Raw genomic sequence first — 22,208 nt, 5'->3', positions numbered from 1 at the left:
CAACGTGGTAGGTAACTCTCAAGTGCGAAAACAAAATCACCCTGTTCTACGCTCGGCTATTTTATTAACTTGTGCTTTATCCGCCACTTATCCCATTACCTCCTCTGCTGTGAGTCAGCAAGAGCTCAAAGGCGTATCCAGTGAGATAAGCCGTCAGCGCAAATCGCTCTCTTCCCAAGAAAAGCAGCTCAATGAGTTACAGAAATCACTAAAAGATCAAGAGCTTGGTATTTCTAAGCTTGAGCGTGAAATACGACAAACCAAGTCTAACCTCGCACAAGCAGACAAAAACATAGAAAACCTAGAAGAGAAAATTGCCTTGCAAGAAGCACAGCGTCAAGAGCAAGAAGAAGAACTCAAACAGCTGCTGCAAACGTATTACGTAACCGAGCGAGCGAAGGCCAATGGTCACTTGTTAAATCAAGGTGTGGAAGAAGACCGCATGAGCCAATACTTCCAGCATTTAGCTAAAGCACGTGCTGAAGTGATTGATGCGATCACCAAAATAACCCAAGAATTAGCGCACAACAAAAACCAGCTCGAGCTAGAAAAAGAGCAAATCGAGACTCTGCTCAAGCAGCAATCCGAAAAACGTACAGCGCTAGCGAGTACACAATCCAAGCGTAAGCAAACCCTGAATAAAATTCAGAGCAGTATCAAGAATGACAAACGCTACTTAGCCGAGCTGCAACGCAACGAAACCCGTTTAAAAGCAGAGATCGCCAAAGCAGCGAAGCGTAATGCGGTGCCAATGGACGGACTCGGCAAACAGCGCGGTAAGTTGCCTTGGCCACTCAAAGGCAGTGTGTTACACAACTTTGGTACGCGACAAACTGGGCAGGTAAACTGGAAGGGTATGGTGTTGTCTGCCAACTATGGTCAACAAGTGAAAGCCGTTTATCCTGGTACTGTCGTATTTGCTGAGTATCTGCGCGGATACGGTTTAGTGGTACTGCTCGACCACGGAAAAGGTGACATGACCCTCTATGGTTACAACCAAGCGTTAACTAAAAAAGAAGGCGATCGAGTCACCGCCGGCGAAGTGATTGCTCTCGCGGGTGATACGGGTGGTCAAGACAGGCCATCGCTGTACTTTGAAATTCGTCGTAATAGTGAAGCGCAGAATCCGAAATCTTGGTTAAAACGCTGATTATCTGACTCATCGACTTATAATAAAAAAGGAGCCACTCGGCTCCTTTTTTTTGCATTCATATTTTGGAAAATGCTATGCGTAGTAGGTTTCTACCGCATCAATAAAAGCATGCACATCATCTTTGCTTAACGCGTTGATTCCTGCCGCCGCCTCTCGGCCCCCACCTGTCGGGAACTGACCACACACGGCCACGGCACCTTGTTTATTGTTTAACGGGGCACGAAGTGAAACCGTATAAGTCCCATCTGCATTTTCAGTAAGTACCGCATGCGCAGAGTCAGGGTTTTGGTTTGCCAGCCAGTTGCCATAAACACCACTGATTCGGCGTGATGCCGCCGTGTTTGGTAACTCAAACAACTTTAGCTTACCGCCCTCATGCATGGCAGGCACTGCGAGAGCCGCCTCCATGTCTTGTTGGTAAGCCGATTGCAATTGGTAGTATGGCGAGGCCGTATCTTCAATAGCTTCAAATGGTGACATGTACTTCAGCAAAGCTCGGTACAGCTCCGCAGGATGAAAGTGTAAATCTTCGACTTTCGAGCCGTAGCCGTTGTAGTTAATTAAAGTACCCAGCTCTTTTAGCTGCTCTTTCTGTTGCTGCGACAAGCCCGCGTTATTCGCTAACTCATTGGCTTTAGCAATCATGTTATCGCCATAAGCCGCCGTAATCGCCCAGTCATGAAAACGCCCATCAAGCAACTTATCGACAATCAACGCCGTGCACATGTTGGCATCGAGATCGATGTGCGCATCCAAATTACCATGCTGAGGAATGTCACCAGCTTTGTGATGGTCGGCGTAAAAGACGTGCGCGCCTTGAGCCAAAGCTTGCTCTAGACCTGCCATGTTCTTTTCCATCGAAATGTCTAACACAGTCAGCTCATCACCCGCTTGCACGTCTACTTTTTCCACCAGTTTGATGTCGCGCTTTACACCGGTTATTAACTGGGCATCGACAGGATCAGCCAAACGTAATTGCAGAAGAGCAATAATGCCATCAGCATCACCATTAAAAATGTCGTAATTCATGGGGCGATAGTTCCTTTATCGAGAATATTATCCCTGCAAGGGTTTTTAGCGTATGGGACTATTGTGCGTGGCATATTTGACAAGTCAACTCGAGCCACGACTCGAAAATGAGAGTGACTCTCGAAATATTAAGCAGTTTGACGTTTAACTGTGTAGATTGCTAACCGCATCTTCTAATAACAGTAGCTGCTCTAAGCCCTGCTCAGTTGCTAATGGCTTAACGACATTAAGCATCTGCAACATCCCTTGCTTCACCATTTGTTCGGTAATGTTGGTTTTTGAAGCCATCGCGGATTGATACGCCAACCAACTACACGCAATCAAGTGCAATGTACATACCAATGACTTCAACTGTTGTTGATCGACATTCAACAGCTTCATCGTTACGAACTCTTGCATAATAGCAATGAGGTTCGCTTGCAGCTTCTCTTGCACATCGATGTACTGTTCGTGTAGCTGTTCATCTCGTGACAAGATTTCTGGTAAGTTTGCGTAGAAAAAGCGGTATTTCCACATCAAGGTAAAAATAGAGTCTAGGTAGCTCTTCAGCATAGTCAGGCTCTCTTGCGAACCTTGAATAGGGGTAAATCTTTCTAAAAGTTCTGCTGAATAAAGCGCAAAGATCTCACGAACGATTTCTTGCTTATTGCGGAAGTGGTAATACAGATTACCAGGGCTAATTTCGATGTGATCGGCAATGTGATTGGTGGTGATGTTGCGCTCACCATGTTGGTTGAACAACTCCAGTGCCGCGTAGACGATTTTGTCGCGCGTTTTCATTGTTATCGTGTTCCCTCTTCATTAACGAATCGAGTATAGCGACTTCACCAACCTAGGTCGATAGAGGCTCCAAATACGGTAACATAACAGACCAGTTAAGATGCCAGTTGAGTTGGCGACAAGGTCTAACCAAGAAGTTTGTCGCCCTACATACCCTTGCAACCACTCAATAACGGCGCTGAATAGCAAAATACTAATCGCCACCGCCCAACGTTGACGCCAACGCCACACACAAAAACAACCTAAAAACGCAAAGCCGCTATACGCCATAGCGTGCTGCATTTTGTCGAGATACGCGATATTGCCCCAGTCTTGCAGTTCACCTGAACTCAGAGATAAAAAAGCGATCAATATGGCGTAGCTAAAGATGACGAAACGTGCAGCCGTCAGGTTCATTGGACGTCCTTATGCAATTGGAAATGGAAAGGCCGTCACTTGATCAATGTGGTCACAGCCTAGCGCCAGCATGATCAAACGATCGATACCCAACGCGACCCCTGCACAATCTGGCAACCCTGCTTCCAGTGCAGAGATCAGATGATAATCGATCGGCTGTGGTTTTAAACCCATTTCGATACGCTTTGCGTTATCTTGTTCAAAGCGCGCTAATTGCTCTTTCGGGTTATCCAGTTCATGAAATCCGTTCGCCAGCTCTATCCCCTTAAAGTACACTTCAAAACGATCCGCGACGCGATGATCTTGAGGATTGATTTTCGCAAGCGCCGACTGTGATGCAGGGAAGTCGTACACAAAAGCCGGCACGTCCTGACCAATTTTGTTTTCTACTCCCACGCTAAATAGTAGTTGCAGCAGCGTATCGCGATCTTCTTCTGGCTCAGCAATGTCACTCAAACCCAGCTTGCTTGCCGCCGCTTTCAGCTCAGTCATCGAGCCTTCCAGTGGACACACACCCAACACATCAATGAAGGCTTGCTTATACGTCATGCGCTGCGCTGCGCCACACTTCAATACCAGCTGCAACAGGTCATCCATTTCATCCATCAATTTATGATGGTCAAAGCCAACGCGATACCACTCCAACATCGTGAATTCAGGGTTGTGGTAGCGACCATTCTCTTCATTACGAAATGCTTTGTTGATTTGATAAATACAACCGCTACCCGCAGCCAAAAGGCGCTTCATATGGAATTCTGGGCTGGTCATAAAAAACAGCTTACTGCCATCGGCATAGCCTGGGCCAACAAACTCGGTTTGGAAAGTATGCAAATGGATGTCAGTCACGGTTGCGTGACTCATGGCTGGCGTATCGACTTCCATCACCTGTCGGTCAGCGAAGAATTGTCGAATCGACGCGACTAACGTCGCACGTTGACGAAGTTGGTCAATGGAAGCAGTAGGTTGCCAGTTGGTTTGCATAACAAATCTCTCAAACTTTAATTCAGCGAGGAAAGTCTCATTCTACATGCTTTTTACTCTTCAAGAAGAGAGGAATATCCCTTCTTCTTTTTACTAATGAGCTCGCCAATCTGAGGCAAGCATTACTCGTGCCGCAGAACAAAAAACACTCAGTTAAAATCCTATTATCCATGCGGTTAATGTCACGCAACACAGGCTTAACATCCCTAATGTTAATGCTTGAGGGCCAAAACCTCGATGCCGTGATAGCAGTCACATAACCTATAAATTCTATGCCCTTAAGTGCATTACCGAAGCAAAAACCCAATTACATCAATTTTTCTGCCATGTGGCTCATCTACACTAACCCTACTACTTTTGGGGAGTTCTTTTTAAAGAGCGCCTCGTAATGACAATAACAAGCGGATTTCCGCAATCACACACTGGAGGATAACTGTGCAAATTATCACCACAGATATCGCAGTCATCGGCGCAGGCGGCGCTGGTCTTCGTACTGCTATTGCAGCGGCTGAAGCAAACCCAGACTTAGAAGTCGCTCTGATTTCTAAAGTTTATCCAATGCGCTCCCACACGGTCGCTGCAGAGGGTGGCTCAGCAGCAGTTATCAAGGATGAAGATAGCTTAGACAACCACTTCAACGACACTGTTGGCGGTGGTGACTGGCTATGTGAACAGGATGTTGTTGAATACTTTGTAGAGAACGCGACTCGCGAAATGATCCAAATGGAGCAATGGGGTTGCCCATGGAGTCGTAAAGAGAACGGTGAAGTCAACGTACGCCGCTTTGGTGGTATGAAGGTTGAACGTACTTGGTTCGCTGCAGACAAAACTGGCTTCCACATGCTTCATACGCTATTCCAGACATCAATGAAGTACAGCAACATCAAACGTTTTGATGAGTACTTTGTGGTGGATCTGCTTGTTGATGAAGGCGAAGTTCAAGGTCTGATTGCTATTCACATGTCTGAAGGCGAGCTTGTTACTATCAAAGCAAAATCGGTTGTTCTAGCAACAGGTGGCGCGGGCCGTGTTTACCACTGTAACACCAACGGCGGTATCGTAACGGGCGATGGTATGGCAATGGCTTACCGTCACGGCGTTCCTCTACGTGATATGGAATTCGTTCAATACCACCCAACCGGTCTTCCTGGTACAGGTATCCTGATGACGGAAGGTTGTCGTGGTGAAGGCGGTATCATCGTTAACAAGAATGGCTACCGTTACCTACAAGATTACGGCATGGGTCCTGAAACTCCAGTTGGCCAACCGAAGAACAAATACATGGAACTGGGTCCTCGTGACAAAGTTTCTCAAGCTTTCTGGCACGAACAACAGAAAGGCAACACCATCAAACACCCACTGGGTGACGTGGTGCACCTAGACCTTCGCCATCTTGGTGAAGAGTACCTACAAGAGCGTCTACCGTTCATCTGTGAGCTAGCAAAAGCTTACGTAAACGTGGACCCTGCAAAAGAGCCAATTCCAATTCGTCCAACCGTTCACTACACCATGGGTGGTATTGAAACGGACGGCGGTTGTGAAACTCGCATTAAAGGCCTATTCGCGGTGGGTGAATGTGCGTCTGTTGGTCTTCACGGTGCAAACCGTCTAGGTTCTAACTCACTGGCTGAGTTCGTGGTATTTGGCCGCGTAGCGGGTGAAAATGCAGTGAAACGCGCAGCAGAATTCAAAGGCTGGAACGACGCGGCAATTGACGCGCAAGTCAAAGCCGTTGAAGAGCGCATCGCGAAACTGATGAACCAAGAAGGCGACGAAAACTGGGCAGAAATACGCACAGAAATGGGCCACACCATGGAAGCGGGCTGTGGTATATACCGCCAAGAAGATTTGATGCAAGCGACTATCGACAAAATCACTGAGTTGAAAGAACGCTACAAACGCATCAGCATCAAAGACAAAGGTAAAGTGTTCAACACAGACCTTCTATACGCAATCGAAGTGGGTTACGGCCTAGAAGTCGCAGAAGCGATGGTTCACTCTGCGATTCTACGTAAAGAGTCGCGCGGCGCGCACCAACGTCTAGACGATGGTTGTACAGAGCGTGATGACGTGAACTTCCTAAAACACTCACTTGCTTTCTACAAGCCAGAGTCAGCACCAAGTATCGATTACAGCAATGTGACCATCACTAAGTCACAACCAAAAGCTCGTCTATACGGTGAAGCAGCAGAAAAAGCAGCGGCTGAAGAGAAGAACGCAGAGGAGCAAGCATAATGTCAGCAAATCGCATTCAAAAAGTAGACATCCTGCGTTACGACCCAGAAAAAGATGCAGAACCATACAAGCAAACATTCGAAGTACCATTCGATGAAACCATGTCTGTGCTTGACGCACTTGGCTACATCAAAGATCACCTAGACAAAGATCTGTCTTACCGTTGGTCTTGCCGTATGGCGATCTGTGGTTCTTGCGGCATCATGGTGAACAACGTACCGAAACTTGCTTGTAAGAGCTTCCTACGTGACTACCCTGACGGCGTGACTATCGAGCCTCTAGCAAACTTCCCAATCGAGAAAGACTTGATTGTTGATATGACACCGTTTATCGAACGTCTTGAAGCAATCAAACCATACATCATTGGTAACGACCGTAAACCAGAAGACGGTACGAACTTGCAAACGCCAGAACAGATGGCGAAATACAAGCAGTTCGCTGGCTGTATCAACTGTGGTCTGTGCTATGCCGCATGTCCTCAGTTTGGTCTTAACCCAGAGTTCATCGGTCCTGCTGCACTAACGCTAGCCCACCGCTACAACCTAGACAGCCGTGACAACGGTAAAGATGAGCGCATGAAGCTTATCAACGGTGAAAACGGTGCTTGGGGTTGTACGTTTGTTGGTTACTGTTCTGAAGTTTGTCCGAAGAACGTTGACCCAGCAGCGGCAGTAAACCAAGGCAAAGTGGAGTCTTCTATGGACTTCGTGATTGCTATGTTGAAACCTGATGGTTCACCAAAGAAAGTGGAGGCATAAGGATGAGCAATCGTAAACCTTACGTTCGTGAAGTAAAACGCACTTGGTGGAAGAACCATCCTTTCTACCGCTTCTACATGCTACGTGAAGCGACGGTGCTTCCGTTAATTCTATTCACTCTGTTCCTAACTTTCGGTTTAGGTTGCTTGGTGAAAGGTCCTGAAGCATGGCAAGGTTGGTTAGCGTTCATGGCGAACCCAATCGTAGTCGCAATCAACATCGTTGCACTACTCGGTAGCCTATTCCACGCTCAAACTTTCTTCAGCATGATGCCACAAGTAATGCCAATTCGTTTGAAAGGCAAACCAGTGGACAAGAAGATCATCGTATTGACTCAGTGGGCCGCTGTTGCGTTCATCTCACTGATCGTTCTCATCGTGGTGTAAGGAGCTGAGCAATGAAACCGAATTATAGTGTAAACACATCACCAAAACGTTCTGATGAGCCAATCTGGTGGGGTCTGTTTGGCGCAGGTGGTACTTGGTTCGCGATGATCACGCCAATCACCGTTCTTGTGCTAGGTATCTTGGTACCACTAGGCGTGATTGACGCAGAAGCGATGAGCTACGAGCGTGTCTCTGCCTTCGCAACCAGCATCATCGGTGCGCTATTCATCATTGGCACGCTAGCATTGCCAATGTGGCATGCAATGCACCGTGTACACCACGGCATGCACGACCTTAAATTCCACACTGGTGTGATTGGTAAAATTGCATGCTATGCATTTGCAGGCCTCATCACTGCACTAGCAGTTATCTTTATCTTCATGATTTAAGAGACTGACCAAAAAAGAAAAAGCTGGCTAAATGCCAGCTTTTTTATTGCTTTGGGTTACCTATGATCTTTTTGCTTTTTAAGCTTTTGACCACCCATGATCTTATTGCTGTGCGACCTTCTTTGTCTGGTCCATAAGACCCAGAGCACCAAAGCCAGTAATCACATCTAGGTTTGTTTTCAAGCCCGTTTCGTCACTTCCACCAATGTAATTTTGTGGCATCTGAACTTGGAAGTTTTGCAAATTGTTGTACAGCGAGTTCGCTACGTCTCGATTCAATTCTGCCAAGTAAACTTCACGATTTGCTCCTAACGCCGCATACTTACCTTTTAGGACTTCAGATTCTGCGCGACCTTTCGCTAATATCGCTTTCGCTTCAAACTCAGCAGAAAGTGCGTTCGCTTTTTGAATCGCTAAGTTAGCCTCTGCGATAGCTAGCTCTTTCTCCTTCTCGACTTCAGCAAGTCGTTTGGTTTTTTCCACTTCAACGATTTCACGCTCTGCAATCTGACGTGCAACTTCCACTTCTTTTTGCTGAGCAATAATTGCGAGTTCTTTACCACGCTGAGCGTCTTGCACCTCACGTGTTCGTTGAATCTCTTTGCGTAACTGCTCGGTCTCTGCCTGTGCTTTCGACGTTTCTTGTTCCTGAATCGCGCGAATACGATCCGCCACTAGACGCTTTTTATCTGCCAATAACTGATCTAATTGCTTTTCTGGCTGCGGGTCACCAATGGTCACCTGCGTCACTTGAATACCGTATTGTTGTAACGGATTGTCTTGACGAATTGGTTGCCCGGTTTTGTCTACGACTGGCACAGTTTTCCATACCAGTTGATTGGTGCGCTGTAATTGGTTCGGATTGGCTTGATTCGCCCCAACAGGCGCAAGATCCAACTCTTCCACTTCAACCTGACGTCGCTCTGTCAGATAAATCCCCTCTCGTAACTGATCGCCAAGTTTCGATTTGAACTGGTTCAAACCACCTTGGAAAAACTCTTCACCCGTGTATTGGGTCGCGGTAATCACCGTTACGTTACGTGCGTTCTTTACAAGCAGCGCATCGATCAAGTTACTGTTGTTGCGGAACTCTTTGTGCATCTTCTTCACCGCTTCAGGATCATTACTGAGCTTAAAGCGGAATGTTACGGGGATCTGACCAATATAGGTGTCGGCAAATCGAACCTGAATCGCATCAAGGCGTTGATAAAAATCTTCGCCCTTGCTGTTACCGAATGACACGGTGATCACTTGGTCATACTTGGTGATTTTGGACAGAAATGGCATGCGAAAATGAATGCCAGGTTCAGTAAACACATCCAACTCACCAGTAATATTATTCTGATGCACGTAGCTGTAACCCGCATCGGTCATCAGCACCGAGCTATTAATCGTTAAGCCTATTGCCAACAGCGGTACGCCAAATACGGCTGCTTTTAATCCTTTATGTAGTAACTGACGTCTTTCTTCCACCTTTAAACCCCTTCCTAAACCTCTGCTTTCCATTTTGTTCTCCTTTTTGGATTGTTACTGAGTTAAATCGATAAAAATCAGATTGCTATGCAACTCAGCGACAAGTACTAATGTATCAAAATGTTACATTAAGGAATAATCGACAGATTCATGGAATAAATAAGATTTTTACGAATAATACAAAATCATCAAAAATTTGCGGAGGATATCGATGTTTTACGCAGAGGGATTAAAAGAGAAGAATCACAGGCAATAAAAAAGGCCGCCGAAGCGACCTTTCTAACAATCATATAAAGTGCTTACTTCACACGACCTACGTATTCAGCAGTACGAGTATCTACGCGAATCACTTCACCAATTGAGATGAACAGAGGAACACGAACAACAGCGCCAGTTGATAGCGTCGCTGGTTTACCGCCAGTACCTTGAGTATCACCTTTCAGGCCTGGGTCTGTGTCTACAACTTCTAGCTCAACGAAGTTTGGTGGAGTAACAGTAATTGGGTTACCGTTCCAAAGAGTTATCATACAAGTGTTGTTTTCTACCAACCACTTAGCGTTTTCACCTACCGCTTTTGCATCCGCTGCGATCTGTTCAAACGTTTCACTGTTCATAAAGTGGTAGAATTCGCCGTCTGAATATAGATAATCTAGGTCGATATCCATTACGTCTGCCACTTCACAAGTGTCACCAGACTTGAATGTTTTCTCTAGCACTTTACCAGAAAGAAGTTTACGAATTTTAACACGGTTGAACGCTTGGCCTTTACCTGGTTTAACGTATTCGTTTTCCAGAATTACACAAGGCTCGTTATCAAGCATTAACTTAAGACCGCCTTTAAATTCATTGGTGCTAACTGTAGCCATTTTTTCCTCTTACATTCTTAGAGCTAAATTCAATGCCGCACATAATAACCCGAAAAGTCGAATCTGTTGAGCAAAACTGGCTCAAACAGTTGGCGAATGGGATCTCTGATCCTGCAAAATTGCTCGAAATACTGGAAATTGATCCTTCACCGTGGCAAGACGGGTTTGCCGCGCGCAAGCTGTTTGCACAGCGTGTACCGCAAAGTTTTGTCGATAGGATGGAGAAAGGCAACCCTAAAGACCCTCTTTTACGTCAGGTTTTACCACTGAGCGACGAATTTGAGGTGCATCCGGGTTACTCCAATGATCCATTGGAAGAGCAGGACAATGAAGTCCCTGGCCTGCTACACAAGTATCGCAACCGCGCCCTGATGATTGTCAAAGGTGGCTGCGCGGTAAATTGCCGTTACTGTTTTCGTCGTCACTTCCCTTATCAAGAGAACAAAAGCGGGAAACAAGCCTGGACCAAGTGCTTAGAGTACATGGCACAACAACCAGAGTTGAACGAAGTCATCTTCTCAGGTGGTGATCCATTAATGGCAAAAGACGATGAGATTCATTGGCTTTTAGAGCACATTGCTCACATTCCTCACATCAAACGTCTGCGTATTCATAGCCGTTTACCTGTGGTGATTCCTGCTCGAGTCACTGATGAACTATGCCAACTTTTGCAAGCATCAAGGTTACAAATCATCCTCGTCACTCACATCAACCATGCCAACGAAATCAATGACGAATTTGCTGAACAGATGTTCAAGCTCAAAAGAGCGGGCGTTACGCTTCTAAACCAAGGCGTTCTGCTGAAAGGCGTGAATGATTCGGTAGAAGCTCAAGTGGCGTTAAGTGAGGCCTTATTTGACGCGGGTATCTTGCCTTATTACCTCCACGTTCTTGATAAGGTGCAAGGCGCAGCGCACTACTTTATTTCGGACGAAGAAGCGAAAGCTATTATGCGCGGACTCATCACGCGTGTATCGGGTTATCTGGTACCAAAACTCACACGAGAAATTGGTGGCAGGCCAAGTAAAACGCCGTTGGATTTGCATTTAGAATAAGCTCTGACGCTCAATTAAATTTGTCGTCTAGATTGATTATTTTTGTTCGCTTTGCACGGTAAGTCTATGCATACTCCGCACTTTTGGAGGTCAAGATGCATACAGCATTCGAACAAATTTTCGATCTTGGCCCATTCAGTTGGCCTGCCCTACTATGCTGCGCCATTAATGGGCTCATGATCGGTATAGAGCGCCAAACTCGTGGTAAACCGGTTGGCATTCGCACAGCAATATTAATTATTTCAGGCACCTACCTGTTTATGTCGATGGCAGTGTCGTTATCGCCAAATACTCTTGATCAAGCACGAGTGCTTGGTCAGATCATTACTGGCGTCGGCTTCTTAGGCGCTGGCGTTATGATGACACTTGATGGAAAAATCCATGGCGTAACATCCGCGGCTGTAATATGGGTGCTAGCAGGTTTAGGTTTGATGATAGGTTTGGGTTATTTAACGCAGTCGGTGGTTATTACTCTCCTGACACTAACCGTGTTGTTAGGTGTGGATAAAGCAGAAAACCACATCAAAGCATTACGCCGCGGTGTTCATCAAAGAATTCAACAACGCAAAACTTCATCACGATTAATTAAATAGTTAACGCTCCGAGAAACTCGCTTCATCTCATCAGTAATTAAAGAGCCCTCGACGAACATCGAGGGCTTTCTGTATATAAAGATTCTGACTTTCTCAGGGATTACTTAGCAAAGTTGATGAGTGGGAAACACTTGAAGAAACCGTTATCCGCACAGTTCAAAAGACCAATTTGCACGCCATCGATTTGATCGGTCATGTTGAAGAAACCAAACTGGAAATTAGACTTCTTAGAGATACTCGCTAAGCCCACATCCGCCATGGTGTAGCCTTCAGAATAGTTCACCGCGCTCCAGTTCAAGCCTTTTACGTTGTTCGTAATGTTAACAGCACCCAAGTTAACACCCGTCGTCTGACCTTGGTTCCAGTTAACTAAGCCTAAAGACGCGCCTTTCATTTCTTGATTTACTTTTGCTGCACCAAAAAACAGACCGAAGTTCACACCTGTCGTACGATCCGTTTCTGACATACCAAGCAGTGAAAAGTCGACACCTTTAACCTCATTTACCTGCCCATGCAACACAGCTAAACGAACGCCACCTACTGAAGAATTAGAGGGTGCGTTTGTGTTATCGATAGTAGAGAACATCACAGGTGTACTGTCGGCAAAAGCAACAGGTGATGCGATAGCGGCTGCAACCGCCAATGACGTCATAAGCTTTTTCATTTTCATCTCCATGATGGGAAGCAACAATTTACAACATAGTGTAATGTTCAGATTTTGCTCTGTCCCCGTTCAAAAAGTGTTAGCAATAGGTCAGATTTAACCATCTGACTCAAAAGAAAAAATATTTCTCTTCGATTTTTTGCTTCTGAAATGGCGCTTTTTACGCTCAAAAATTTCATGATAAGCCACACCAGAACGTCATGTTTCTCAGGTGACACGCATAAAAAAGTCGAGGCATCTGCCTCGACTTTTAAGGGTTTGGTCGGTTATCTTTCCGCTATAAGGTTTCCCTAGAGCGATGAGATAAGCTGGCTGTCGGGTAGCAGAGACGCATTACTGCGCCACCGCCCCCTAAGAACCGTACGTGCGAGTTTCCCCGCATACGGCTCAAGCCTTTATAAGCTTGCTTAAGAAAGCAAACCAGCAACTAATGTCTATGAGTTATAAAGTAAGTGAAGGGGTTGATCGGATTCAATTTTCACCTGGCCTACCTCACAACCATCCCAGTCAAAACTGCCATCTAGCACTGGCAGTCAGAGTCGGGGCAGCTTCAAACCCACAAGGTTATCCACGCCGGGCGCAGCCCACTCCTTCCTGCTACCTTCTTGTTTGTCCCCTCTCGGCCAAGACTACATGTGCTAGCACATATATGAATTGGAGACATTCAAAAATGCTTCCAAGGGAAACCTCCTGAATCTCTCTGGGTGACGAACATAACTTTACCTTATAAAACTAATTGCACTCAAGTGATTTCGAGTGTAATTGCCGATGACAGTTAATATGCAACATCATCAAATTCGAGCTTATGTCCGTGCCGCCATCCACTCTTCTGACGATATGGTGAATATCCCATTCATCTTCTGAGTGAAACTGCTGGTGACACACCGCACATTTGTAGTCTTGTCTCTCGACAATCTTCCATAGCTTCCAGTTACCCGACAAAGATTTCTTCAATCTTTGCATCTTCAGACGCTCAAAGTATTGTTCGTCCTCCGGTAGGTAACAGTTCACTGTTGCCCGAATTTTCACATGTTTATCGACTTTCACTTTCGCTGCACTCAACAAGCGATAGTGACCATCTTCCCCTTTCGGTTTCGGTGCGCTGAATACCCAGTTTCTATCACCCACTGTTTTAAAGTATTTTTCTTTAATCCAGCGTTTACGGCGATTCAAATGGATTCGGCGACACCACTGCCATAACATTTTCCAGATACGGTAGTCGATATACTTGAATGTCTCACTCGCACATACCCAGCGGTGGTAGTTGCACCATCCTCTGATCATCGGATTCAACTTCGCTATCACAACTGAAGCTGGCACCGTTTTATGGCTGTTGAGATAATCTCGTATACCGCGCAGAAAATTCTTCACGTTTTTCTTTGACGGCTTAATCAACATCTTGCCGTCGTATTTACGCAAATTCTGCCCGAGAAAATCGAACCCGTCGTCTATATGCGTGATCAGCGTTTTTTCTGCTGACAATTGCAACCCACGTTCTGCCATAAAGGCTTCAACTATTGGTAAGACCTTATCTTCTAGTAGCTCTTTCGAGATCCCAGTGACGATGAAGTCATCTGCATAACGCACATAGTTGACCTTAGTTTTGTAACTGGCTTTTGTGTTCTTCTTCCCGAAGTGGGATTCGAGCACCGTTTCCAGTCCGTCTAAGGCCATATTGGCGAGTACAGGTGAGATAATCCCACCTTGCGGTGTACCCGCCTCCGTCGAGTTAAACTTCCCAGATTCCATGAATCCGGCTTTCAGCCACTTCTTAAGTATCGCCTTATCCATAGGAATATTGGCGATAAGCCAGTCATGGCTGATAAAGTCAAAACACCCTTTGATATCACCCTCCAGTACCCAACGGGCACTGGCCTTGCGACTGAGGTTCACGAAACATTGTTCGATAGCATCAGCACAAGAGCGATTCGGGCGAAAGCCATAGCTGTTTCGATCCGCCGTGGTTTCCGATATGGGTTCAAGAGCTAACAGGTATAGTGCCTGCATTGCTCTATCACGCATGGTTGGTATTCCCAGCGGCCTACGCTTGCCATTAGCTTTAGGAATATAGACTCGCCTCAACGGACTTGGCTTATAGCCTTTACGCATTAGTTGGTCTATAGCTCCCCATTTCAAGGCAGGAGTGTTCCAGATTTCTCCATCAACACCCGGTGTGTTTTTCCCTCTGTTTTCAGTGACGCGCCGAATGGCTATCACCTTGGCAGCAAACGAACGAGTTAACATGCGTTGCAGTCTTTTGACCTGTCGCCAGTCAGACTTTTTCGTTGCCTTTGCGATCCGTACCTGTAGCCCTCTCACCGTACGATACATTAGTGACCAGTCGATGCTGTGCCACTGCTGTGTCTGGTGGGAGGATGCAGATACGTCAATTTGCATTGAAGTATGCACCTTGCTTTCCTCCATTAACGATAAGTTAAACAAGCAACACAAGGCGCATCTGTGCCCCATAGGGCAGAGATTTACCCTATGAGGCTTGAACTTGTTGCTGACAGTACCCTAGATCCTCAAATAGGAAAGGTAACGCCCACAATTGGACTCTGACAGTTTCGACTACCGTAAAACTTGACGGCTTTACTGATTTTCACGCAATTAAAGACCAAGCAGACGTGGGCCCCGTTTCCGGTGAAAGCACGTTGGCTTTCTATCCAGCTCATTACAAGCTGACTTTCGCTTTTTCTGCTCTCCTGTGCCCGCATCCTCAACAGCGCCTCTTACGAGTTGCCTGCCCTATTGGGGCAAAGATACGGGGTTTCCGAGTTCCGTTTTCATTACACGAGTTACTTAGGTTCTACCTATTCACCGATGGCGCATGAGTCAGCGTATCCCCAGATGTAAAAGAGATAACCGGCCATATACCTTTTGGTCAGAGCGTTGGTGACGGCTAATCCTCCCAAGGGGACAATTAATCGACACGACAATAGCGTTACGCTCGTCGCGGCTGACGGTGTTTATCAGTAGTTCACTTACGTTAACCATATAACTCAGCCTAGCCCCTAAACCGCCTGCTATTGGCGGTTGTCTTAACCTTCACTTCACAGCGAAAATTAACCACTTGCGTGGGGGTACATTGTCAGGAAGCTCCGAACACAGCGTTACCGCAGATGCACTATCCCTAGGCTACTATTGGCTGAACAACAGGTCTTACTATCCAATCACCTACCCGTCCGAGTAAGAGATTGGCTAAGACAATAATGAAAACAGCTTCGCACCGTGCAGGTGGCTCAAGCTTAAATAAGACACGAATATTCCCGTTACTTCACAGACACTAGTAGCGCTGCTTCAACGTATATCATTCGCCTAAAGCGAGGGACACAGACTTTCGCCCATGCCTAAAATCGGACCTCTTACGAGGACCGATATTCGGGCTTGGGTTCAGCCCGAATATCGGGTTTTATTTATTTGCTATTTCGGCGGGTGGGATAGTAACCACGACATAAAATTATGTGGTTACTATGGACGTAGCCCGCTCGGCTAGCTACCTACGCGACTCTCGTCGCACTACATCATGCCGCCCATACCGCCCATGCCACCCATGCCGCCCATATCAGGCATCGCTGGCGCGTCTTTTTGCGGTAGGTCAGTAACCATCGCTTCAGTTGTGATCATCAGACCTGCAACCGATGCTGCGAATTGTAGTGCAGAACGAGTAACTTTAGTTGGATCTAGGATACCCATTTCTAGCATGTCGCCGTATTCTCCTGTTGCCGCGTTGTAGCCGTAGCTACCTTCACCCGCTTTCACGTTGTTCGCAACAACTGAGTCTTCCTCACCTGCGTTCTTCGTGATTTGACGGATTGGCGCTTCCATTGCACGTAGTGCAACGCGGATACCAACGTTTTGTTCTTCGTTGTCACCCGTTAGGTGAGCAATCTTAGATGCCGCGCGGATAAGTGCAACACCACCACCAGCAACAACACCTTCTTCAACCGCTGCACGAGTTGCGGCTAGCGCATCTTCTACACGGTCTTTCTTCTCTTTCATTTCAACTTCAGTCGCTGCACCGACTTTGATTACTGCAACACCGCCAGCCAGTTTAGCAACACGCTCTTGTAGTTTCTCTTTGTCGTAGTCTGAAGTTGCATCTTCGATTTGTTGACGAATCTGAGCAACACGGCCAGAGATCATCTCTTCTTCACCGATACCATCGATGATAGTCGTGTTTTCTTTCGTGATAGAAACACGCTTCGCTTGACCTAGATCTTCTAGTGCAACTTTTTCTAGCTCTAGACCGATCTCTTCAGAAATCACAGTACCGCCAGTTAGGATAGCGATGTCTTGTAGCATTGCTTTACGACGGTCACCGAAGCCAGGTGCTTTCACAGCTGCAACTTTTACGATGCCACGCATGTTGTTCACAACCAATGTTGCTAGCGCTTCGCCTTCTACATCTTCTGCAATGATAAGCAGTGGACGAGATGCTTTCGCGACAGCTTCTAGCGTTGGAAGAAGCTCACGAATGTTTGAGATCTTCTTGTCTACTAGAAGAATGAATGGGTTTTCTAGATCAACACTGCCTGATTCTTGGTTGTTGATGAAGTAAGGAGACAGGTAACCGCGGTCGAACTGCATACCTTCTACTACGTCTAACTCGTCTTGTAGCGCCTGACCTTCTTCAACCGTGATAACGCCATCACGACCCACACGCTCCATTGCTTCTGCAATGATATTACCTACGCTTGCGTCTGAGTTTGCAGAGATAGTACCAACCTGCGCGATCGCTTTTGTGTCGTTACATTCAACAGAAAGCTCTTTTAGTTGCTCAACTGCCGCGGCAACAGCTTTGTCGATACCACGCTTAAGATCCATTGGGTTCATGCCCGCAGCGACTGCTTTTAGACCTTCGTTAACGATAGATTGCGCTAGTACCGTTGCTGTTGTTGTACCGTCACCCGCTGCGTCGTTTGCTTTAGACGCAACTTCTTTAACCATTTGTGCGCCCATGTTCTGGAATTTATCTTCCAGCTCGATTTCACGCGCTACTGATACACCATCTTTAGTGATAGTTGGTGCACCAAAAGATTTGTCTAGAACGACATTACGTCCTTTAGGACCCAGTGTTACTTTTACTGCGTCAGCCAGAACGTTTACACCTTCCAGCATTTTAACTCGTGCGTCATTACCAAATTTAACGTCTTTAGCAGCCATCTTTGATTTCCTTTCTAAAATTCTTTGTGTGTAATTTCGTAATTGAATCTGAGCAAAAAATTACTCAATGATTGCTATTATTCAACGATCGCCATGATGTCGTTTTCAGACATGACAAGCACTTCTTTACCGTCGATTTTTTCAGTTTTTGTACCGTAACCTTCAGCGAAGATAACGGTATCACCGACTTTAACGTCTAGTGGCAGTACGGTGCCGTTTTCTAGGATGCGGCCTTTACCCACAGCTAGAACAACACCGCGAGTCGATTTTTCTGCAGCAGAACCAGTCAGAACGATGCCACCAGCAGACTTAGATTCAACTTCTTTACGTTCAACGATAACTCGGTCATGTAATGGACGAATGTTCATCGGTCGTCTCTCCTGAAAATTTCCATGTTTATTTGATAATTGTCCTTAGGGACTGTAGCCCCAGACACGTGATCCCTATATAAGGGGTCGAAGCAGCGATCCCAAGGGGGTGGCACAAAATTTTTGTGACTTAGTTAAAATAACGAACAACTAGGCAACGGTTTGCGTTAGAAATGCTCACTCGCTCGGCATCTCGCTTTCTTGTATCCTTGCATTTTGCTCACCAGATAGTTGTCACACATGCAGGAAAATAACAAGCTGGAACCCCAAGCGACCGATAAGCATGGTTTGTTGACCGCACCCATTCCTGAAACGCTGCGGAAAATGACCGTACCCATGACCATGGGCATGATCGCAATTTTGATGTTTAACTTGGTGGACACGTTTTTTATCTCGTTGCTTGGCACTCAAGCGCTAGCAGCTATCAGCTATACCTTCCCTGTCACCTTTGCGGTTAACTGCATTACGATGGGGATTGGGATGGGACTATCGACCAATATTGGTCGCTTGCTTGGGCAAGGTCATGCACCACAAGCTGCACGGTTCACCACCCACGGTTTGTTATTAGCCGTGTTACTTGTGGCTATCGCGTCTTCTATTGGCTTTACCACCATTTCGCCATTGTTTCGTTTTCTTGGTGCGTCTGATGATCTCATCCCTCTTATTGAGCAGTATATGCAGGTCTGGTATCTCACCATTCCTCTGCTAGTGATCCCAATGGCGGGCAACAGTGCTATCCGAGCTACTGGCGACACAAAAACACCAGCAAAAGTAATGATGTTGGCTGGTTTGATTAATGGCATGCTCGATCCATTGTTGATTTTCGGTTATGGCCCTTTTCCGGAACTTGGCATTCAAGGCGCAGCCATAGCAAGTGCCTTTAGCTGGTTAGGTGCTTTGTGTGGCTCATTCTATGTGCTAATTAAACGGGAAAAATTGCTTGCTCAACCCCAATGGGCTTTGCTGAAACAAGACTGGCAACAGACACTAAAAATTGGTACCCCTGCTGCGCTATCAAACGCGATGAATCCGTTGTCCGGTGCCATTCTGATGATGCTGTTATCCAACCACGGTACAGCGGCGGTTGCTGCTTACGGCGCAGCGCAGCGTATTGAGTCCATATTGATTCTAGTATTGATGTCGCTGACCTCTGCCCTCACACCGTTTATGGCACAAAATTTAGGAGCCAAACAACCGCAACGAGCCTTTTCCGGTTTATTTATTAGCATGCGTTTTGCAGTGGTATTCCAAGGGTTTATCTTCTTGATGATGGTACCGCTGAGCATTCCTCTGGCTGCGCTGTTTTCTCAGGAAGATGCGGTGAAAAACCTGCTTTGGCATTATTTACTGGTGGTGCCATTTAGTTATGGCTTCCAAGGCATCGTGATGATGTTAGTCAGTGGTTTGAATGCGATGCACAAGCCATTGCGTGCATTCCAGTGGAGCTTTATGCGGCTGTTCATTTTTACCTTGCCATCGGCGTGGGTCGGGAGCCAAATCTACAGCATTGAAGGCTTGTTTATCGGTATCGCGGTTGGGAATACGTTGGGTGGGCTACTGGGCTACTTGTTTGCGCTGCGCGAGCGCAAATTAACGCTCATAGAGCAGAGCAGCGTGTCTTAACACTCGTCTATCACTAGTTTCTTTTTGTTGATTATCAAATACAAAAAAACCGCGGAAAGCCGCGGTTTTGTTTATCTATTTCAAGCTTGCTTAGAACAACTCTTCAGCAACTTTGTATAGATCGTTGCGTACTGGACGCTTCATGTTTTCGATTGCGTCGATGATATCGTGGTGAACAAGTTGCTCTTTCACGATACCTACACAACGACCACCATGACCTTCGATCAATAGGTGAACAGCGTAGTTACCCATACGAGATGCTAGTACGCGGTCAAATGCAGTTGGACGACCACCACGTTGGATGTGACCAAGTACTGTTGCACGAGTTTCACGACCTGTCGCGGCTTCGATGTCACGTGCTAGTTCATTAGCATCCATCATTAGCTCAGTAAGCGCGATGATCGCGTGTTTCTTACCTTTAGCGATACCATCTTGGATGTTGCTGATCAGCTTGTCTTTGTCTAGACCAGTTTCCGGAGTGATGATGTATTCACAACCGCCCGCAATTGCAGACATCAGAGTCAAATCACCACAGTGACGGCCCATGATTTCTACAATTGAAATGCGTTGGTGAGATGAAGAAGTATCACGTAAACGGTCGATTGCATCGATAACGGTGTTTAGTGCACTTAGGTAGCCCACAGTGTAATCCGTACCTGCGATATCGTTGTCGATTGTGCCCGGAAGACCGATACATGGGTAACCCATTTCAGTCAGTTTCTTCGCACCCATGTACGAACCATCACCACCGATTACCACTAGTGCATCGATACCATGTTTTTTCAGGTTCTCAATCGCTTTTTCACGAACTTCCACTTGTTTAAATTCAGGGAAACGTGCAGAACCTAGGAACGTACCACCTTTGTTGATCACATCTGAAACGCTAGAACGATCTAGCTTCTCGATGCGGCCTTCGTATAGGCCTAGGTAGCCGTCGTACACACCGAATACTTCCAATCCTTCGGATAGTGCTGTACGTACTACGCCGCGTATCGCAGCGTTCATACCAGGTGCGTCACCGCCACTTGTTAAAACACCGATCTTCTTAATCATGCTCACCCTCGATCTTTGGCAATCAATTATTTAATTTTCTTTTAGGCCCCTTGTTACCAAGCAACCTGCATAATCCAGAACTGTGCGTTATGTTACATTTCCTCTACAGGATTACCAATGAAAACGCACTTTTTTATGTAACTTTTCTACTTATGTAAGAGTATTACAGTTTCTCTATAAAACTTTGTTGATTCATATCAGGATCACGAATCTTAATAAGTATTGATGGAAAGATAGTCAATAAGTACCTGTTTGTCGTCGGGCACTGATGGATTTTTCAAGCCTACCAATCTTGCGCTTTCTGCTCTTTCTCTGGTCCGAAAACGACAGACAATGGATCTTGATGGATCAATACGTCCGCATCAGGAAAAAGAGCCAATAAATTATCTTCCACTTTATCAGCGATGTAATGCGCCTCAATTAATCGTAAGTTATCGTCTAGCTCTAAATGCAACTGTATAAAGCGCGTCGGTCCGGACATTCGCGTGCGTAACTGATGCACGCCCAATACCCCTTTTACGCTCAAACAAGCTTGGTTAATTTGCTCAAGCTCTTCATCGGGCAACTTTCTATCAAGTAAGGTTTGAATCGCTTCGCTTACCATTTTGAAAGCGCTATAAAGAATGAAGACACCAATACCAATCGCAAACACAGCATCCGCTTGAGTCACTCCAAAATAACTGAGCCCCAGAGCAACCATGATCGCAGCATTCATATACAAGTCAGTCTGATAATGCAGAGAATCCGCCGCTATTGCTTGGCTCCCCGTCACGCGAACCACATGTTTTTGGAACATCACCAAGCCAAGTGTGACCACAATCGCAAACAGCGATACATACACACCTAACTCCGGTGCGTGTAAAGCATGTGGGCGGAAAAATCGGTCAATCCCGTTAAGAATCAAAAATACTGCCGAGCCCGAAATAAACATTGCTTGGGCTAGGGCCGCTAAGGACTCAGCTTTACCATGTCCAAACGTATGTTCGCGGTCTGCCGGTTGTAAGGCGTAACGAACCACCACAAGATTCACAACCGAAGCCGCGATATCTAACATGGAGTCAATCAATGACGCCAATAAGCTCACTGAGCCGGTTACCCACCACGTGATGACTTTTACTATCAGAAGAAGCGTCGCCACAATGGTTGCAGTCCAAGCGGCGGTCGTAACTAAACGTGCGTATTGCTGTTTCATAATCAAAGAGTTAACTAAAACCATACGTTGAGTATATTGAATGACCAT

20 protein-coding genes are annotated in these 22,208 nt (G+C 46.2%); 8 read left to right on the top strand and 12 right to left on the bottom strand.

Features of this window, described 5'->3' with window-relative positions:
- The first annotated feature begins 4 nt into the window (after nt 1–4).
- Nucleotides 5–1,150: a murein hydrolase activator EnvC family protein gene (locus tag R7P35_RS19705; protein WP_005381476.1), complete on the top strand. Its 1,146-nt coding sequence runs from the start codon at nt 5–7 to the stop codon at nt 1,148–1,150.
- A gap of 75 nt (nt 1,151–1,225) precedes the next feature.
- On the opposite strand, the gene R7P35_RS19700 is transcribed toward R7P35_RS19705, so the two are convergent.
- The 4 genes from R7P35_RS19700 to epmA form a co-directional block, all read right to left on the bottom strand.
- Nucleotides 1,226–2,182: an acetyltransferase gene (locus tag R7P35_RS19700; RefSeq protein WP_033907181.1), complete on the bottom strand. Its 957-nt coding sequence runs from the start codon at nt 2,180–2,182 to the stop codon at nt 1,226–1,228.
- A gap of 144 nt (nt 2,183–2,326) precedes the next feature.
- Nucleotides 2,327–2,962, bottom strand: a complete 636-nt coding sequence (locus R7P35_RS19695; RefSeq protein WP_005381480.1) for a TetR/AcrR family transcriptional regulator — start codon at nt 2,960–2,962, stop codon at nt 2,327–2,329.
- A 21-nt stretch (nt 2,963–2,983) separates the two neighbouring features.
- On the bottom strand, nt 2,984–3,358 hold the full coding sequence (locus R7P35_RS19690) for a VanZ family protein (protein WP_017635567.1): 375 nt from the start codon (nt 3,356–3,358) through the stop codon (nt 2,984–2,986).
- 9 nt (nt 3,359–3,367) lie between these two features.
- Nucleotides 3,368–4,339, bottom strand: coding sequence for an elongation factor P--(R)-beta-lysine ligase (gene epmA / locus R7P35_RS19685; RefSeq protein WP_042523714.1), 972 nt, complete (start codon nt 4,337–4,339; stop codon nt 3,368–3,370).
- Between the two features lie 435 nt (nt 4,340–4,774).
- Between epmA and frdA the strand changes: the two genes are divergently transcribed.
- From frdA to frdD, 4 genes are read left to right on the top strand one after another with little or no spacing between them, the layout of a single operon-like run.
- On the top strand, nt 4,775–6,574 hold the full coding sequence (frdA, locus tag R7P35_RS19680; protein WP_005381487.1) for a fumarate reductase (quinol) flavoprotein subunit: 1,800 nt from the start codon (nt 4,775–4,777) through the stop codon (nt 6,572–6,574).
- Entirely contained in the window at nt 6,574–7,332 is a 759-nt protein-coding gene (locus tag R7P35_RS19675) for a succinate dehydrogenase/fumarate reductase iron-sulfur subunit (protein ID WP_005381489.1), read from the top strand. Before frdA ends, R7P35_RS19675 begins: the two co-directional genes overlap by 1 nt.
- Nucleotides 7,333–7,334: 2 nt before the next feature.
- Nucleotides 7,335–7,718, top strand: a complete 384-nt coding sequence (gene frdC, locus R7P35_RS19670) for a fumarate reductase subunit FrdC (protein WP_005381491.1) — start codon at nt 7,335–7,337, stop codon at nt 7,716–7,718.
- An 11-nt stretch (nt 7,719–7,729) separates the two neighbouring features.
- A complete protein-coding gene (frdD, locus tag R7P35_RS19665) occupies nt 7,730–8,107 on the top strand; it encodes a fumarate reductase subunit FrdD (RefSeq protein WP_005381493.1) in 378 nt (125 codons plus the stop codon).
- A 102-nt stretch (nt 8,108–8,209) separates the two neighbouring features.
- Here frdD and R7P35_RS19660 read toward each other — a convergent pair whose 3' ends face one another.
- Nucleotides 8,210–9,613, bottom strand: coding sequence for an SPFH domain-containing protein (locus R7P35_RS19660; protein WP_005386397.1), 1,404 nt, complete (start codon nt 9,611–9,613; stop codon nt 8,210–8,212).
- 266 nt (nt 9,614–9,879) lie between these two features.
- Nucleotides 9,880–10,446: an elongation factor P gene (gene efp, locus R7P35_RS19655; RefSeq protein ID WP_005381500.1), complete on the bottom strand. Its 567-nt coding sequence runs from the start codon at nt 10,444–10,446 to the stop codon at nt 9,880–9,882.
- A gap of 32 nt (nt 10,447–10,478) precedes the next feature.
- On the opposite strand from efp, the gene epmB reads away from it, so the two are divergent.
- Both epmB and R7P35_RS19645 read left to right on the top strand, forming a co-directional pair.
- The gene (gene epmB, locus R7P35_RS19650) at nt 10,479–11,501 is read left to right on the top strand and encodes an EF-P beta-lysylation protein EpmB (RefSeq protein WP_005381502.1); all 1,023 of its coding nucleotides are present in this window, start codon (nt 10,479–10,481) and stop codon (nt 11,499–11,501) included.
- A 95-nt stretch (nt 11,502–11,596) separates the two neighbouring features.
- Nucleotides 11,597–12,094 carry an MgtC/SapB family protein gene (locus tag R7P35_RS19645; protein ID WP_005381504.1) on the top strand — a complete coding sequence of 166 codons (498 nt, stop codon included), beginning with the start codon at nt 11,597–11,599 and terminating at the stop codon, nt 12,092–12,094.
- A gap of 100 nt (nt 12,095–12,194) precedes the next feature.
- Here R7P35_RS19645 and R7P35_RS19640 read toward each other — a convergent pair whose 3' ends face one another.
- The 4 genes from R7P35_RS19640 to R7P35_RS19625 form a co-directional block, all read right to left on the bottom strand.
- Complete coding sequence (locus R7P35_RS19640; protein WP_005381507.1) at nt 12,195–12,758, bottom strand: VC2662 family protein; 564 nt, start codon at nt 12,756–12,758, stop codon at nt 12,195–12,197.
- Between the two features lie 732 nt (nt 12,759–13,490).
- Nucleotides 13,491–15,155 carry a group II intron reverse transcriptase/maturase gene (ltrA, locus tag R7P35_RS19635; protein ID WP_144361825.1) on the bottom strand — a complete coding sequence of 555 codons (1,665 nt, stop codon included), beginning with the start codon at nt 15,153–15,155 and terminating at the stop codon, nt 13,491–13,493.
- A 1,122-nt stretch (nt 15,156–16,277) separates the two neighbouring features.
- Nucleotides 16,278–17,924 carry a chaperonin GroEL gene (groL, locus tag R7P35_RS19630; RefSeq protein WP_005381509.1) on the bottom strand — a complete coding sequence of 549 codons (1,647 nt, stop codon included), beginning with the start codon at nt 17,922–17,924 and terminating at the stop codon, nt 16,278–16,280.
- A 77-nt stretch (nt 17,925–18,001) separates the two neighbouring features.
- A complete protein-coding gene (locus R7P35_RS19625) occupies nt 18,002–18,292 on the bottom strand; it encodes a co-chaperone GroES (protein ID WP_005381516.1) in 291 nt (96 codons plus the stop codon).
- Nucleotides 18,293–18,532: 240 nt separating this feature from the next.
- On the opposite strand from R7P35_RS19625, the gene R7P35_RS19620 reads away from it, so the two are divergent.
- Nucleotides 18,533–19,915, top strand: coding sequence for an MATE family efflux transporter (locus tag R7P35_RS19620; RefSeq protein ID WP_053307396.1), 1,383 nt, complete (start codon nt 18,533–18,535; stop codon nt 19,913–19,915).
- Between the two features lie 90 nt (nt 19,916–20,005).
- Here R7P35_RS19620 and pfkA read toward each other — a convergent pair whose 3' ends face one another.
- Both pfkA and fieF read right to left on the bottom strand, forming a co-directional pair.
- Nucleotides 20,006–20,968 (bottom strand): 6-phosphofructokinase, encoded by a 963-nt coding sequence (gene pfkA, locus R7P35_RS19615; RefSeq protein ID WP_005381521.1) that lies wholly within the window; start codon nt 20,966–20,968, stop codon nt 20,006–20,008.
- A 283-nt stretch (nt 20,969–21,251) separates the two neighbouring features.
- A complete protein-coding gene (gene fieF / locus R7P35_RS19610) occupies nt 21,252–22,160 on the bottom strand; it encodes a CDF family cation-efflux transporter FieF (protein WP_025768809.1) in 909 nt (302 codons plus the stop codon).
- Nucleotides 22,161–22,208: the final 48 nt, after the last annotated feature.

Origin of the sequence: Vibrio sp. Vb0304 (assembly GCF_033338995.1) — a bacterium.
In the GTDB taxonomy this organism is placed as follows: Bacteria; Pseudomonadota; Gammaproteobacteria; order Enterobacterales; family Vibrionaceae; genus Vibrio; species Vibrio alginolyticus.
This window is presented reverse-complemented; position numbering and strand designations above follow the sequence as displayed.